Source organism: Celeribacter sp. SCSIO 80788 (assembly GCF_051054295.1).
Classification (GTDB): domain Bacteria; phylum Pseudomonadota; class Alphaproteobacteria; order Rhodobacterales; family Rhodobacteraceae; genus Celeribacter.
The window spans coordinates 3,191,506-3,206,193 of record NZ_CP150482.1; the positions used below are offsets into that span (position 1 = coordinate 3,191,506).

At 61.6% G+C, this 14,688-nt stretch carries 19 protein-coding genes; 2 read left to right on the forward strand and 17 right to left on the reverse strand.

What is annotated here, in order from left to right; all coding sequences use genetic code 11:
* Nucleotides 1-101 precede the first annotated feature (101 nt).
* Genes V1471_RS16060 through V1471_RS16070 form a run of 3 tightly spaced genes read right to left on the reverse strand, consistent with a single transcriptional unit; the run spans nucleotide 102 to nucleotide 2,959 of the window.
* Complete coding sequence (locus V1471_RS16060) at nucleotides 102-1,400, reverse strand: TRAP transporter large permease (protein ID WP_434290025.1); 1,299 nt, start codon at nucleotides 1,398-1,400, stop codon at nucleotides 102-104.
* Nucleotides 1,401-1,416: 16 nt separating this feature from the next.
* Entirely contained in the window at nucleotides 1,417-1,959 is a 543-nt protein-coding gene (locus tag V1471_RS16065) for a TRAP transporter small permease (protein WP_434290027.1), read from the reverse strand.
* Complete coding sequence (locus tag V1471_RS16070; protein ID WP_434290028.1) at nucleotides 1,943-2,959, reverse strand: TRAP transporter substrate-binding protein; 1,017 nt, start codon at nucleotides 2,957-2,959, stop codon at nucleotides 1,943-1,945. The genes V1471_RS16065 and V1471_RS16070 overlap by 17 nt, the downstream gene beginning before the upstream one ends.
* 188 nt (nucleotides 2,960-3,147) lie before the next feature.
* Here V1471_RS16070 and V1471_RS16075 point away from each other — a divergent pair, with 188 nt between their 5' ends.
* On the forward strand, nucleotides 3,148-3,873 hold the full coding sequence (locus V1471_RS16075) for a GntR family transcriptional regulator (RefSeq protein ID WP_434290030.1): 726 nt from the start codon (nucleotides 3,148-3,150) through the stop codon (nucleotides 3,871-3,873).
* A gap of 42 nt (nucleotides 3,874-3,915) precedes the next feature.
* Here V1471_RS16075 and V1471_RS16080 read toward each other — a convergent pair whose 3' ends face one another.
* From V1471_RS16080 to V1471_RS16125, 10 genes are read right to left on the reverse strand one after another with little or no spacing between them, the layout of a single operon-like run.
* Nucleotides 3,916-4,482, reverse strand: a complete 567-nt coding sequence (locus tag V1471_RS16080) for an antibiotic biosynthesis monooxygenase (protein WP_434290031.1) — start codon at nucleotides 4,480-4,482, stop codon at nucleotides 3,916-3,918.
* A gap of 10 nt (nucleotides 4,483-4,492) precedes the next feature.
* On the reverse strand, nucleotides 4,493-4,684 hold the full coding sequence (locus V1471_RS16085) for a 2-hydroxymuconate tautomerase (RefSeq protein WP_434290032.1): 192 nt from the start codon (nucleotides 4,682-4,684) through the stop codon (nucleotides 4,493-4,495).
* A gap of 1 nt (nucleotide 4,685) precedes the next feature.
* Nucleotides 4,686-5,453 carry a 2-keto-4-pentenoate hydratase gene (locus V1471_RS16090; protein WP_434290033.1) on the reverse strand — a complete coding sequence of 256 codons (768 nt, stop codon included), beginning with the start codon at nucleotides 5,451-5,453 and terminating at the stop codon, nucleotides 4,686-4,688.
* Nucleotides 5,450-6,469, reverse strand: a complete 1,020-nt coding sequence (gene dmpG / locus V1471_RS16095) for a 4-hydroxy-2-oxovalerate aldolase (RefSeq protein WP_434290034.1) — start codon at nucleotides 6,467-6,469, stop codon at nucleotides 5,450-5,452. Before dmpG ends, V1471_RS16090 begins: the two co-directional genes overlap by 4 nt.
* A gap of 1 nt (nucleotide 6,470) precedes the next feature.
* Nucleotides 6,471-7,415: an acetaldehyde dehydrogenase (acetylating) gene (locus V1471_RS16100; protein ID WP_434290036.1), complete on the reverse strand. Its 945-nt coding sequence runs from the start codon at nucleotides 7,413-7,415 to the stop codon at nucleotides 6,471-6,473.
* A 4-nt stretch (nucleotides 7,416-7,419) separates the two neighbouring features.
* Nucleotides 7,420-8,214: a 2-keto-4-pentenoate hydratase gene (locus tag V1471_RS16105; RefSeq protein ID WP_434290037.1), complete on the reverse strand. Its 795-nt coding sequence runs from the start codon at nucleotides 8,212-8,214 to the stop codon at nucleotides 7,420-7,422.
* Nucleotides 8,215-8,225: 11 nt separating this feature from the next.
* Nucleotides 8,226-9,695: a 2-hydroxymuconic semialdehyde dehydrogenase gene (locus V1471_RS16110; RefSeq protein WP_434290038.1), complete on the reverse strand. Its 1,470-nt coding sequence runs from the start codon at nucleotides 9,693-9,695 to the stop codon at nucleotides 8,226-8,228.
* Nucleotides 9,696-9,728: 33 nt separating this feature from the next.
* Nucleotides 9,729-10,154: a GlcG/HbpS family heme-binding protein gene (locus V1471_RS16115; protein WP_434290039.1), complete on the reverse strand. Its 426-nt coding sequence runs from the start codon at nucleotides 10,152-10,154 to the stop codon at nucleotides 9,729-9,731.
* Between the two features lie 11 nt (nucleotides 10,155-10,165).
* Entirely contained in the window at nucleotides 10,166-11,086 is a 921-nt protein-coding gene (locus tag V1471_RS16120; RefSeq protein WP_434290040.1) for a catechol 2,3-dioxygenase, read from the reverse strand.
* A 36-nt stretch (nucleotides 11,087-11,122) separates the two neighbouring features.
* Nucleotides 11,123-11,470: a 2Fe-2S iron-sulfur cluster-binding protein gene (locus V1471_RS16125; RefSeq protein WP_434290041.1), complete on the reverse strand. Its 348-nt coding sequence runs from the start codon at nucleotides 11,468-11,470 to the stop codon at nucleotides 11,123-11,125.
* A 324-nt stretch (nucleotides 11,471-11,794) separates the two neighbouring features.
* Here V1471_RS16125 and V1471_RS16130 point away from each other — a divergent pair, with 324 nt between their 5' ends.
* Complete coding sequence (locus V1471_RS16130) at nucleotides 11,795-12,325, forward strand: redoxin domain-containing protein (RefSeq protein ID WP_434290042.1); 531 nt, start codon at nucleotides 11,795-11,797, stop codon at nucleotides 12,323-12,325.
* A 40-nt stretch (nucleotides 12,326-12,365) separates the two neighbouring features.
* Here the strand turns inward: V1471_RS16130 and V1471_RS16135 are convergent, their stop codons facing one another.
* Genes V1471_RS16135 through V1471_RS16150 form a run of 4 tightly spaced genes read right to left on the reverse strand, consistent with a single transcriptional unit; the run spans nucleotide 12,366 to nucleotide 14,635 of the window.
* Nucleotides 12,366-13,166 carry a TonB family protein gene (locus V1471_RS16135; protein ID WP_434290043.1) on the reverse strand — a complete coding sequence of 267 codons (801 nt, stop codon included), beginning with the start codon at nucleotides 13,164-13,166 and terminating at the stop codon, nucleotides 12,366-12,368.
* Nucleotides 13,163-13,603 carry an ExbD/TolR family protein gene (locus V1471_RS16140; protein ID WP_434290044.1) on the reverse strand — a complete coding sequence of 147 codons (441 nt, stop codon included), beginning with the start codon at nucleotides 13,601-13,603 and terminating at the stop codon, nucleotides 13,163-13,165. Before V1471_RS16140 ends, V1471_RS16135 begins: the two co-directional genes overlap by 4 nt.
* 4 nt (nucleotides 13,604-13,607) lie before the next feature.
* Nucleotides 13,608-13,991 carry an ExbD/TolR family protein gene (locus tag V1471_RS16145; RefSeq protein ID WP_434290045.1) on the reverse strand — a complete coding sequence of 128 codons (384 nt, stop codon included), beginning with the start codon at nucleotides 13,989-13,991 and terminating at the stop codon, nucleotides 13,608-13,610.
* Between the two features lie 2 nt (nucleotides 13,992-13,993).
* Nucleotides 13,994-14,635: a MotA/TolQ/ExbB proton channel family protein gene (locus V1471_RS16150; protein ID WP_434290047.1), complete on the reverse strand. Its 642-nt coding sequence runs from the start codon at nucleotides 14,633-14,635 to the stop codon at nucleotides 13,994-13,996.
* Nucleotides 14,636-14,688 lie beyond the last annotated feature (53 nt).

Genomic DNA, 14,688 nt, shown 5'->3' on the forward strand with positions numbered 1-14,688 from the left:
GGCGTAGTGCCCTCCGTCGCCTCCCCCATGTCGTGGTAATTGGTGGCGATGCCGTCCACTGTGATCGTCTGGCCGATTTCAGGATTTTCGGTCATGGTCCCTCACATCATGTTCGGCAGGAACAGCGCAATCGCGGGGAACAGGAGCAACAGTCCGATCCGCACGATGTCGATGGCGATGAAGGGCAGGAGGCCTTTGTAGATCGTCGTCAGCCCGATGTTGCGTTCCACCGAATTGATGACGAAGACGTTCATCCCGATGGGTGGCGTAATCAGGCCCAATTCGATTGCCATGACCACCATGACCCCGAACCAGATCGGATCGAAGCCAAGGCTGGTGACCACCGGAAAGAGGATCGGCACAGTCAAAACCACCATCGCCATAGAGTCCAGCACACAGCCAAGTGCGAGATACAGGATCAGGATCAGAACCATGATGCCCATCGGGCTCAGAGGCAGGGAGGTGAGATATTCGGCCACCTGCTGCGGCGCACGGGTGATGGCGAGGAAGTAGGAAAACAGCAGCGCGCCGATGAAGACGAAGAAGATCGAGATCGAAATGCGCAGGCTGTCGACGAGACAATATTTGATGTCCGCCCAGCTCAGGCGACGGCGCAGAACGCCAATGGCCAGCGCACCCACCGCACCGAGAGAGGCGGCTTCGGTCGGCGTCACGACACCGGCGTAGATACCACCGACGACCAGCAGAAACAGAAGCGCAATGGCCCAGACGTCGCGCAGGGATCTGAAGCGCTCGCCCCAGCCCTGCCGTTCGCCCACGGGCATGTCCTGCGGTCGAATATAGGAGATGAAGGTCACGGTCAGCATGTAGAGTGCGACTGCCAGAATCCCCGGCACGAGACCGGCGATAAAGAGCTTGCCGATGTCCTGTTCGGTGATGATGCCGTAGACCGCGAGCACGATGGAGGGTGGAATGAGAATTCCGACCGTGCCCCCTGCGGCGATGACGCCGGAGGAGACGGAGTCGGAATATCCCACCCGGCGCATCTCCGGCAAAGCCACTTTGGTCAGCGTGGCTGCCGTGGCGATGGAGGAGCCGGAGATGGCGGCAAAGCCCGCACAGGACGCAATGGTCGCAAGTGCCAGCCCGCCGCGCCGATGTCCCAGCCAGGCACCGGCCGCGCGGAACAGTTCATGGCTCATCCCGGAACGGGTCGCAAAAGACCCCATCAGGATGAACATGGGGATCATCCCCAGATGATAGGTGGTCGCCGTCGACAGAGGCGACAGTGATACGAGGCGCAGCGCCTGTGTCGGGCCAACGACGGCGGCAAAACCGCCAATCCCGACAAGGCTCATGGCGATCGCAATCGGCACGCGGACGGCCATCATCAAAAACAGGACGATGAAGCCCACGATCATAACCGTTTCCCGGTCCATTTTATCCTCTTAATTCTTAGTCTTCGGTCACGAGGGCCGTTTGGTCCTCATGCGCGTGCGGGGTCTCGTCCTTGAGGATGAGCCAAAGCCGCAAAGCCGTGGTCAGAGTCGCCAGACCCGCCCCGATCACCATCAGCCAATAGGCTGGCCAGATCTGGAACCGCAGGTCATAGGAATGCTCTCCGGTCGCGAACACGTCCTGCGCGTTCTTCGACATCATGACTGTCAGGACGGCGAAGGAGATGAGCACCAGCGAGGTGGAAAAGAAATCCATCGCCCGACGCACGCCCTTACCCAGCATTTCGTAGAGCAGGTCCACGGAAATATGAGTGCCGGTGTAATTCACCGTCGCCACGCCCCAGAAAATCGCCACACCAAGGGCGAGACGCCCGATGTCGTGGCTGTCCGGGATCGGCGCGGAAAACGCATAGCGCATCACGGCGGAGACGAAGGCCAATAGCGTCACCAGCCCCATAAGGAACGCGGCGGCGGTTTCGACCCAGGTGGCGAAACGGCGGAGCCCGAAGGCCCCGCCAGAGGTGTCAGAATTTTGCGTCATGAGCTTCGAGCCGTTCCACGAATGCGTTGTAGATGGCATCGGCATCGAGACCTTTCGCGGTCACAGAGGCCTTCCAATCGTCCAGCAGGAAGCTCGAGGCGTCCTTCCACTGGGTCAACTCATCGTCCGTCAGTTCGAGCACATGGTGCTCCGGGCTTTCCTGGAACAGGCGTTTGCCTTCGTTGTCGAATTCGACCCAGCCCGCGGCGATTTTCGCACCCCATTCCGGAGAGCAGTGATCGTCGATGACCTGTTGCTGGGTTTCCGAAAGGGACTCGTAGCGGTCCTTGTTCATCGCGATGATGAAGTTTGTGACATAGAGCGGCATGTCGAGGTGGTAATGCACCACGTCATCCATGCCGAAGATCGAGATCGAGCGCCACGGGAAGGTGATGCCGTCGGCTGCGCCACGTTCAAGTACTTCGCGCGCCTCCGAAGGGCCGACCTGCACCGAGGACCCGCCCATGCTCTGCACGAGCCGCCCGATGGTGCCGTTGGCCGGGCGGATGGTCTTGCCCTTCATGTCGGCGGGGGTGCGGATTTCCGAAGTGGAATGCAGCGTGCCCGGATCGTGCAGGTGCACGACGCAGAATTTCACGTCGCCCATCTCCTGATCCTTGTACTCGGCATACCATTCGTTCATCGCCTCCGTACCGCCCAGGCCGGAGCTGATGAAAAACGGCAATTCACCAAGCGCCATGATCGGGAAACGACCCGGCGTATGGCCGGGGTTCGCCCAGACGAAATCTGCGATGCCGTATTTGGCGATGTCATATTCGTCTTCGGCTTTGCCGAGCTGACCGGCGGGGAAGAAGCTGATGTCGAGCGTCCCGTTCGACGCTTCGCGAATGCTGTCTGCCCAGACCTGAAACCCTTGGGAATGGAGCGGGTGTTGCGTCGGCAGGTCATGCGAAAAGCTCATCTCGATGACCTTGTCTTCGGCATAGGCCGCGCCGATCATCAGCGCAGCACTCATCGCGCCCGCAAGCAGGTATTTCATGGTGTTATTCCTCCACTGTTTGGGTCGCTGACAGGGCCTCCCAGCCCCTGCGACTCCTCCTCGTGACAGGGAGCTTACGCACATAAATCGTTTAGTCAAAATAAAAACGATAATTTTTTTGATGGAAGAAAATAAAGCTGATCCTCGACATTTCTGAACGGCGGTGACATTGCTAGAGACAGCCGTAAATGACGCCAAACAAAATGAACCAGCCGCAAAACAACCCAAAAGTCGCTCAAATCGACGCTCCAAGCAAAAAGACCGCCATCGAGACCGTGCACGAGTTGATCCGTGAGCGTGTGATCTCCGGCGCACTTGCGCCCGGCGCACGCCTGCATGTCGACAGGCTGCGCCAGGAATTCGGTGTGTCCACCTCGACCATGCGGGAGGCGATCTCACGCCTGTTGATCGACAATCTGGTGACCTCGGAACAGCAGCGTGGCTTTCGTGTCGCGCCCCTGTCGCTCAAGGATTTCCGCGACATCACGGATGCGCGCAAGCTGATCGAGGCGCAGGCCCTGCGCATTTCATTGCTGTACCGCACCGAGGAATGGGAGGCCGATCTGGTCGCCGCCTATCACCGCCTGTCGCGGATCGAAGAGCGTCTCATCGGTGAAGGTAAAAGCGAATATGCCCATGACTGGGACGAGTGGAATTCCAATTTCCACGATTGCCTCGTGCAGAATTGCGACAATGCCTGGCTGAAACGCTTTCGGAGCACCCTGCACCAGCATTCCTATCGCTATCACCGGCGTCTGATCGGCGACCGGACGCTGAGGCGCGATGTGCGCACGGAGCACAAGGCGATTTTCGATGCGGCCATCGCGGGTGACATTGAAGCCTGTGTCGCCCATATCGAGGCGCATATCGAGGAATCGTATTCCGGCCTCATCGAACAGCACGACCTGACGTAAAAGGGGCCCTAAGGGCCCCTTTTACGTTTCGTTTTCCTGAACTCAGGCGAACAGCCAGCCCTTCAGGGCCTTGGTCACCCGTGGCATGAAAAGATAGGTCATCAGCAGCACCTGAATGACCGCAATGGTCAGTGTCTTGACCCAATGCGGCCAACCCGGCACCAGCGGCAGGATGATGAGCTGCAACGGATAGACCAGTACGAAAACCACGACGATCAGCACGATGGACATTTTCCAGCGCGGCGCATGTTTCGCCGTCGGAACCTCGGGCAGTTCGAACCAGGCCTCAAGACCTGTCACGCGTTTGCGCTCGCCTTCGCCCTCGACCATGTCGCCAAGCTTGCCGACCCAGTCTTCGCGGGTCTGGCTGTCTTCCCACGCCTGGCAATGCGCCCAGGAGTCGAACTTGTAGATCAACACATAACGCCCGTCGGTCGCGCCCGATGGCGTGAGGATGTTGACCCCCATATGACCGGGGAAATCGGAGGCGGCAGCGACAATCCCGTGCAGCCAGTCCTCATATTGCGGCTCGAACCCGGGCTTTACACGGCGCGAGATCGAGACGGTGACCGGGCCTTCCTGGCCCGGTTCCACGAGTGTTTCGGTCATGGCGACCTCTCTAGTCTTTGGTGACGAACTTCTGTTTGCCCGCGACGCCCCAGTTTTCCTTGGGCACCTCACGGATGCAGACGCGTATGGCCTCGATCGGGGCGCCGATGGCCTCGACAGTGGCCTCCGTCACCTTTTCGATCAGCTTGGCTTTCATCTCCGGTGTGCGGCCTTCGACCAGTGTCACTTCGATAAACGGCATCTCAGGCTCCGACGTTGAAGGCGACCTGACCCAGCGACTGCACCTCGAGCAGGATCGAGTCCCCCGGTGCGACGGCGAAGGCGGCGGTGGCCCCGCCTGCCAGCACGATGTCGCCCGGCTTGAGCTCTTCGTTCAGCTGCGCGACCATGCGCGCGGCCGACACCAGAGAGCGCACCGGATGGCCGAGGATCGCCGCCGAAGAGCCGATTTCCATGGCCCGGCCATTCTTCGACAGCACCATCCCGAGGTTCGAGATGTCCGTGTCGGGTGCGAACCAATTCCCGAGGACGAAACCCGAGGACGAGGAGTTGTCCGCGATCACGTCGCCAAGGTCGAACTTGAAAGCGTTGTAACGGCTGTCGATGATCTCGATCGCACCGGCCACCGCGCCCACGGCATCCATCGCCTCAAGCATCGAGACCACGCCGGAAAGCGGTTTCTTCATCAGAAAGGCGATCTCCGGCTCGACCCGCGGATGAACGTAATCCGCCACCGAGATGATCCCGCCTTCTTCTTCGCGCATCTCGTCGGTGAGACGGCCGATGATCACGTCCTCAACCCCCATCTGCACCATTTTCGCGCGCGAGGTCAGGCCCATCTTGAAGCCGATCCGCTTTTCGCCACGGGCGTAGCGACGCTGCATCGAAAGCGACTGCACAGCATAGGCCTCATCGACACCAAGCGCTCTGGTGTCGGAGAATTGCGGAATGCCCGTGGCGGTCCGTGCCGCCTCGTCCACGATTTCGGAAATTTTGACGATGTCGATCATGCTGCGGCCTCTTTCGCTTTGACCATGTCGAGGGTCACGTCGACGATCATGTCTTCCTGACCACCGACCATTTTGCGTTTGCCAAGCTCGACGAGGATTGCACGGGTGTCGAGCCCGTACATATCCGCGGCGCGTTCGGCATGGCGCAGGAAGGACGAGTAGACCCCGGCATAGCCCAGCGTCATGGTCTCGCGGTCCACGCGCACCGGACGGTCCTGCAACGGACGGACGAGATCTTCGGCGGCGTCCTGCAATTTGAACACATCGCAGCCATGCTCCCAGCCGTAAAGATCGGCGACGGCGGCAAAGGCTTCGATCGGCGTGTTCCCTGCACCTGCGCCCATGCCCGCAAGCGAGGCATCGACACGATACGCGCCATGCTCGACGGCGGTGACGGAGTTTGCCACGGACAGCGACAGGTTCTCGTGCATATGCGCGCCGATCTGGGTTTCCGGTTTCAGAGCGGCCTTGTAGGCCTCCATCCGGGCGGAGACGTCTTTCATCGTCAGACGGCCACCGGAGTCGGTGCAGTACACGCAATCCGCGCCGTAGCTTTCCATCAGCTTGGCCTGTTCCGCCAGTTTCTCCGGCGGGTTCATATGGGCCATCATCAGGAAGCCGGAGACATCCATACCCATCTCTTTCGCGGCGCGAATGTGTTGGGCGGCGACGTCGGCCTCGGTGCAATGGGTCGCCACGCGGACCGAGGTCACACCGGCATCGAACGCCTTTTTCAGATCCTCAAGCGTACCGATCCCCGGCACCAGAAGACAGGTGAGCTTGGCGTTCTTCACCACTTTCGCGGCCTCGGTGATCCATTCCACATCGGTGTGGCGGCCAAAGCCGTAGTTGAAGGTGGACCCCGCAACCCCGTCGCCATGGGTCACTTCGATCGCGTCGACACCCGCCTCGTCGAGGGCCTGCGCAATGGCGCGCACCTGGCCCAGATCGTACTGGTGACGCATGGCGTGCATACCGTCACGAAGCGTCACGTCCTGAATGTACAGCTTGGTCATCTTATGCGGCCTCCTGGACCCAATTGCGTTTGTGGACGAGGGCTTCGGCGGTTTTCATCGCCGCAGACGTCATGATGTCGAGGTTGCCTGCATAGGCCGGCAGGTAATGCGCAGCACCTTCGACTTCGAGGAAGATCGACACTTTCAAACCGGTGAATTTGCCGCCGCTTTCCGGGATGTTCAGCGGGTTGTTGTCACCGAAGTGCTCGAACTGAATCTCCTGTTTCAGGCGATACCCCGGCACATAGGTTTTCACCTCTTCGACCATGTCGAGGATGGATTTTCGGATCGCGTCCTGATCGGCTTCTTCGCAGAGGCAATAGACCGTATCGCGCATGATCACCGGCGGCTCGGCCGGATTCAGGATGATGATCGCCTTGCCGCGTTTCGCCCCACCGACGGCCTCGATGGCATGCGCGGTGGTTTCGGTAAACTCGTCAATATTGGCGCGCGTGCCGGGGCCTGCGGATTTCGACGACACGGAGGCCACGATTTCCCCGTAGATCACGGGAGAAACACGGTTCACGGCGGCGACCATCGGGATCGTCGCCTGGCCGCCGCAGGTCACCATGTTAACGTTCATCTGATCGAGGTTGGCGTCCAGATTGACCGGCGGAATGGTGTAGGGACCGATGGCAGCAGGCGTCAGGTCGATCACCTGTTTGCCGTCTTTTTGCAGCACTTCGTTGTGGCGTTTATGTGCACCCGCCGAGGTGGCGTCGAACACGATGCGGATGTCTTTGTAGCAGGGCAGCTTCACCAACCCGTCGATGCCTTCATGGGTGGTTGCCACCTTGAGGCGCCCGGCGCGGGCGAGACCGTCAGAGTTCGGGTCGATCCCGACCATCGCGGCCATTTCCAGCACTTTGGAGTTGCGCATGATCTTGATCATGAGATCGGTGCCGATATTGCCCGACCCGATGATCGCACATTTGATCTTTTCCATTGTCTTATTCCTTTGCGAAAGCAGCTCGAACGGAACCCAGACCGTTGATCCGGGCCTCGAAGACATCGCCGGGTTCGGCGCTGACAAAGGGGCCAAGCGCCCCGGAGAGAATGACGTCGCCCGGTCCAAGCGGACGTCCGGCCTTGGCCATGGTCCGCGCCAGCCACAGCGACGCGTTGAGCGGCGAGCCCATGCAGGCAGCACCCGCACCGACGGACACCGGCTCGTTGTTGCGGGTCATCACCATGCCGCAGAGACGCGGATCGAAATCGCCGGGGCGTTTCGGGGTTTGGCCGAGGACATAGATCCCAGACGAGGCATTGTCGGCGATGGTGTCGGTGATGCGGATGTCCCAGTCCTTGACCCGCGATCCGACGATTTCGAGCGCCGGAACTACGTAACCGATGGAAGCCATCAGATCGACCATGGTGATATGCCCGCCGGTCAGCGGAGCGGCGACGACATAGGCGATCTCCGCTTCGACCTTCGGCTGTTGCACCGCCGACATCGGGATTTCTTCGCCGTCCATATATTCCATATCGGCAAAGAGCATGCCGTAATCCGGCTGATCGACGCCCAGCTGTTTCTGAACGGCGACGGAGGTCAGCCCGATCTTGCGACCGGACAAGACGCGTTCTTCGCCGCCCAACCAACGCTTGGTGTTGATCTCCTGTACAGCATAGGCCGCGTCCACATCGCCCTCGTCGAGAAGCCCCCGGATCGGCGCGCTGGGCACGCCATCTTCCCAGGCCTTCCAGAGCTGATCTGCGGCCTTTTGGATATTGGTTTCGCTTGTCATTTATCTGTCCTTCAGAGTTTCACGCAGACGTTGGTCAGTTCGGAGTAGAACTCCAGACCATGCACCCCGCCTTCGCGGCCAATGCCCGAATGTTTCGAACCGCCGAATGCCGTGCGCAGATCGCGCAGGAACCACGAGTTGACCCAAGCGAGCCCCACGTCGATCTGACGCGCCACGCGGTGTGCCTTCGTCAGGTTCTCGGTCCAGATCGCGGTCGCGAGACCGTATTTCGTATCGTTCGCGAGCCGGATCACCTCTTCCTCGGTGTCGAACGGCGCGACGTGACAGACCGGGCCGAAAATCTCTTCCTTGATGCAGCGCGCATCTTCCGAGAGACCGGTGAAGATCGTCGGTTCGACCCAGGCGCCGCCCTTCAACTCGTCCGGCATCTCGGGTTCGCCGCCGCCGATCACGACCGTCGCGCCCTCTTCCACGGCGAGCTTGTAATAGGACATCACCTTCGATTTGTGCTCTTGCGAAATCAGCGGACCCATGGAGGTCATCGGATCTTCCGACGGCCCGAGTTTCATCATCTCGACGCCTTGTTTCAGGCGGGCGACGAATTCGTCGAAGATCGGCCGTTCGACATAGACCCGCTCGGTGCCAAGGCAGACCTGCCCACAGTTCGCAAACGCCGAGCGCAGCGTGCCCTCGATCGCCTTGTCCATATCCGCATCCGCGAACACGATCCCGGCGTTCTTGCCGCCGCATTCCATCGACACTTGGCGCAGGCCTTTGGCGGCGGATTGCATGATGATCTCGCCGGTGCGGGTTTCGCCCGTAAAGGTGATCGCATCGACTTCCGGGTGAGCGGTCAGATAGGCCCCGGCGCTGTCCGGACCAAAGCCGTGCACCACGTTGAACACGCCTTTCGGGATGCCCACGGTGTTCATCACCTCGCCCAAAAGCGTGGTGGTCAACGGGGTTTCCTCAGAGGGTTTCACTACAACCGTGTTGCCGGAGGCCAGCGCCGGGCCGACTTTCCACGTCATCAGGAGAAGCGGCAGGTTCCACGGAGAAATCACCGCGATCACGCCCTTGGGTTTGCGTACGCCGTAGTTCACCGCGCCAAACCCGTCGGGCGTGTCGAGCATGAAGCTCTCGGTCGGGACGTTTTTCACAAGGTCTGCGAAAATCTTGAAGTTCGCGGCGCCGCGCGGAATGTCGACATGGGAGGCAAGGCCCTTGGGCTTGCCGGTGTCGAGAATTTCGGCTTCGAGGAAGTCGTCGAACCGGCGATTGATCTCGTCGGCGACGGCATGGAGCAACTCGGCCCGCTGCGCCATCGGCATATAGCCCCATTCCCCGTGCAGCGCGGCGCGCGCGGCCTTGACCGCCGCGTCCACCTCGGGCTGAAGGCCTTCGTGCACGATGCCGATCTTCTTACCGGTCACCGGCGAAATATTGTCGAAGGTCTTGCCCGACGTGCCGGGCGTAAACTCCCCGTTGATAAAATGCATCGCTTCTTGCGTGAAGGTCATAAGCCCGTCTCTCATCTCTCTCTATCCTCAGTCTTACTCAAGGCCGATGGCGGCCAGCCCGGCCCTTGCGCAGATGTCATCCTGTTCGGCGGATGCACCGGACACCCCGATGCCGCCGATCAGCTCGTTTTCCACGCGGATCGGCACCCCGCCCGGAAAGGCCGCGATATTCGGCTGACCGGTGATCCCCGCAAGCACGTCCGGTTCCCCGGACAGGGCCTTGTAGAAAACGCCGGTCGGAATGCCGAACCCCGCAGCGGTATAGGCTTTGTCCCGGGCAATCTGGCCCGAGGGCAGAAAGGCCCCGTCCCCCCGCAGAAAGGCGATCTCTCGCCCGCCTGCATCCACGACGCTCGCATTGACCGCCACGCCAAGCTCTCGGGCGCGGGTCACGGCAACCCGGACCGCTTCAAGCGCAGCCATGGCGGTCAGTTTCCGGGTGGGACGGGTCACTTCCATCTCTGCTCTCCTCAGGTCACGACGGACAGGAAAGCGTCGTTCAGCTGACGCTCATAGTAGAAGATCCCGCGGCCGACATGGTTGCCGTCCCAGACCCGCGTCGGGTGATCCTTGTAGGCGGTATAGCCGCCGCAGAAGACCTCGTTGCGGTTGCCCGACGGATCGAAGAAATAGATCGTCTGGCCGCGGGTGATGCCGTGACGGGTCGGTCCGAGGTCGCGCGAGATGTCGTAGCGCGTCATCACGTCGGCGGCGTGACCGATGTCGTTCCAGTCTTCGAGGAAGAAGGCGACGTGGTGCAGCTTGCCGGGTTCCGGGTGGTTCACGAAGGCGATGTCATGCGCCTTGTTCGACACGGTCATCCAGATCGCCAGCGTGCCATCGGGAAGGTCGACCCGTTCCGGGATGTGGAAATCGAGCACTTCGGTGAAGAACTTTTCGACTTCCGGCAGGTTCGGCCCGTAGAGCAGGCAGTGGTCGAGGCGCTGGGCGCGCATGCCGCGCGGCTCGTCCTTGTAGATGTAGGGATTGTGGGTTTCCGGTGCCATGTCGGAAAGATCCATGTCCGCGTAGAGATCGATACGGTGTCCCGACGGGATCATGAAAGAGATGCGCTTGCCGGTGCCCGGCATTTCACCCTCTTCCACATCCGTCACTGCGACGCCGTAATCTTCGATGCGCTTGCGGAATTCGTCCACGGACTCCTGACCGTCGGCCTTGAAGGCAAAGAAATCGATGCCCGCGCTGTCCGCCTCGCGCAGCACGACGGAATGGCGGTGGAATTCGTCATAGGCCTTCAGATAGACGCGACCATCGGCTTCCTGAGACACGAAATCGAGACCGATCCGGTCGCGGTAATGGGTGATGGCTTCGTCCATGTCCAGCACGCGGAGCTGGATGATACCCGGACGCAAAAGTCCTTCTTGAGACATAGGTTTTCCTCCTCTGACAACCTATAAACGTAACGATTATTCGCTTTTCTCTGCCGCACGGCGTGGCCCGAGAAAGGCGGGTTCAATTTCAAGATCGCTCAGCGGCGAGATGCGGCAGGCCAGCGCATAGCCTTCGGCGGCCTCGCCCTCCGTGACGTGGACGCGGCTCGATTTTTCGGCCGTATAGGTCCCTTGGGTCACCTTCACACGGCAGGCGCCACAGCCCCCTTTGCGACATCCGACCCGCACCGGGCGCGGGTTGGGAATATGAATTTGCTGTTCCATGGCCATCAGGACCTTTTGGTCCTCGGCACATACGATGTCGGTCTCACATCCTTTGATACGGATGCTGTGCATGACCGAAAACGGACTTCCGTCTGGCATTGAATTTCTCCTCCTCGGCGCGTCCTCCACACGCCTCGTGGCCCAGATCATGGCGAGAATTAATCGTTGCTGTCAAATAAAAACGATATTTTTTTCTCGATTGACAAACGAACTCGGGATATCACCACATCACTCAGGCCCAATTTGACCACGGCAGAGCCCATGCAACTTGGCCTGAATGAGGAGGAGAGCCATGGATTTTTCTTTGAAATACAATGCAAAGCGGCTTGGGTGTCCGGCTTGCACGCCAGTGTGTCTCAAGACGAGGACGCAGAGGGTTGGCCAAATTGACGCAGGGCTTTCCCTGCGCATGGGAGGGGACAAATGACAGAGGATTCTGCGCGGCATCTGATTCCGGGGGCTGCGGCTCCGGCGCTGCGGTTCGACACCTTCCGGCATGGTCTTTGCGACCTCGCAGAGGATGTGCCTCCGGGCGGAACGCTTGTGGCGTTTCACCGCGGGTCGCATTGCAAATGGTCCCGGCTCCAGCTCAAGGAACTGGATGACCGGATCGGCGATTTCGCCATCCGGGGGGTACGGGTCTTTGCCATCGGCTGCGAGACACAGGCAGAAACCACCGCGCTTCAGGAGAAAATGCAGCTGATCCGCCTGCCGCTTGGCTATGGTCTCGATCCGGAAAGCCTCGCACGGGACTGGGGTCTCCATATCACCCGCAACAGCTCCGAAGAGGGGGCACCGCCGATTCACATCGAACCGGCTCAGGTTTGGGTCAAGGCGGATGGCACCATCGGTCTCTCTACGGTTCAAAGCGGTCCCAGCCTCTGGCCCGACGCGACCAATCTGGTGCGGGCCATCGACAACACGATGAAATTCCCGGAGCGCGGGCAAGGGTGATTTCGGGTCAGGGGGCGACGCCCCCTGACGTGCGGCATGCTCAGCGCGGCGAAAAACTGATCTTCAGATCGAACGTGTAGCTCGGGCGGGTCAAGCTTGCGGGGGCGGGCTTGAACTGTCCGACGCTTTGCACAGCGCGCAGAGCCGCCTGATCGAGCAGGCCATTGCCGGAGGAGCGCAGCACCGAAACGCCCGACAGCGCACCGTTGCGCGCAACGGAGATCCGCAACAGGACGCTGCCCTGTGTGCCCCGCGCTTCCGAAGGGTAGCGTTTCTTGCGTTCGATGGCGGCGCGCAGGGTGCTGCCCCAATTGCTCAGGTCGCGCTGGGCCCGCCCCGGATCGACCGTCGCGGTCTGTGCCGTCCCCGCCACACCTTGCGCGCCCATTCCACCTGTCCCCGCAGCCTTCTGACCGGCGGCCTCGGCGGATTGCTGGCTTTTCGGGGGCGCGGACGCTTTGGGCGGCTCGGGGTGCGGCGGCTGTTCCGGGGCCTCAGGCGCGTCGAACGGCTCTGTCGCCACGGTCGGGGGGCTGAGGTTCACCGCCATTTTCGGCGCTTCGAGCGGCAGGGGCGTCATGGCCGCAAGGTCTGGAGCGCTCTCCGTCGGTACGGGCGTCTCTTGCGCCGGGGCCGTGGCTTGCACCTCCGGGGGCGCAAAATCGTCCCATGTTTCGACAAGGCTTTCGAGCGCCGCCGAAGAGGCGCTCAGACTGACAAGCTGGCTGCCGCCTTCGCCTTGCGACTGTTGCCCGCCCGCGTCAGGCGCCCAGCCGAGAAGTGCCGCATGCGCCGCGAGCGACAGGGTCAGAAAGCCGAGGATTTCCAACGCCCGGCTCATGGCTGTCCGCGCTCCGCTGTGCCACGGCCCACGGCCACCAGATTGACCTGCTCAAACCCTGCGGCGCCAAGCTCCGGCAAAAGCTCCGCGATCAGTCGCGCGGGCGCGCCCCGGTCGGCATGGAGCAGGAGCACCGGCGCGCAAGTGTCGCCGCCACAGTCCGTCAGGCTCCCGGCGAGCGCCGCCATAAGCCCCTGCCGGTCCTCGAAGGCCACATCGAGATTGCGAAAGGCCAGACGACCGTCCGGGCCGAGGTACAGCGAAAGAGCGCCCTCGGCCTCCTGTGCATGGGCGACATCGGGCGGGTTTACGTCGATCGGCTCCGGCTGTTGCATCTCGCCTGCGATCAGAAAGAAGATCAGCAAGAGAAACACGACGTTGATCATCGGCAGAAGTCCGACCGAAACGCGGCTTTTGGGGGAAGCGGCGAATTTCATGGCGCTACTCCATCACGATCAGCCGGGTGATCCCCGCGCCAGACAGGCGATCCACCGTGTCGGCCAACTGCTGCAAATCGGCGTCATGCGTGCGCAGGATCACGGGGGAATCGGGCGACGGCATCAGAGGCCGCAGCCAGCCCGACAGGTGCTCGGCAAAGACCGGTTCGCCGTTCAGGCCGATCTCGCCATTGGCATAGAGATCGACGACGCGCGGCGGCCCGTCCCAGCTTGCGGCACCGTCCCCGCCCGCCGGGTAGAGCGGCAGCACGCTTTGCGCCCCGAAGCGCGACACCAGCATGAAAAACACCAACAAAAGGAACACCACGTCGATCATCGGTGTGAGATCGGGGCGGCGGGGTTTGCGCGGGTGCTCGAAGGTGAACATAATCAGCGCTCCGGTCGCGGGTCGCTCAACGGGACGAAGATACGGGTGGCGATGTCTTCCATGTCATGGCGCAGCCCGTCGATCACCGTTTCGAACCATGTCAGCGCGACCTGCGCCGGGATCGCGACGGCCATGCCCGCTGCCGTTGTCAGCAGCGCCTCCCAGATGCCACCCGCCAATTGCGCGGGATCGGCGCGCGCACCTGCGGCCTGAAGCGCCTGAAACGCGGCGATCATGCCGAGAACCGTGCCCAGAAGGCCCAGAAGCGGCCCGATCGTGGCCGCGAGTTCCAGCCCGCGCAGCCCGGTCGCGGCCCGTTTCAAAAGCCCGCGGGCGAGGCGTTCGACCTCTTCGCGCGCCAGCTCGTCCGGCAGATGTTCGGCACCCTGCACCTCCATGGCGCGATGAGCGAGTCTCGCCCGAAGGCTGCGACGCCCGGCCAGACGGCTGCGGGCGGTCCCGGTTTCGCCCCGTTGCCAAAGCGCGACGGCCTCCTCGGTGTGGCGCCCGCCCGACCAGATGCCGGAGCGCAAGAGGTCCCAGACCTTCCACAGGATCAGCGCCAGAGTGGCCACCGACAGGGCGGCAATGGCCCAGATCGCGGGACCGCCGGAGATCAGGAAATCGAGTGTGTCAGAGGGCATCGAAGCCTCCCTTCGCATGAGAAAACGGGCGCACCCCGAAGAGGCGCGCCCGA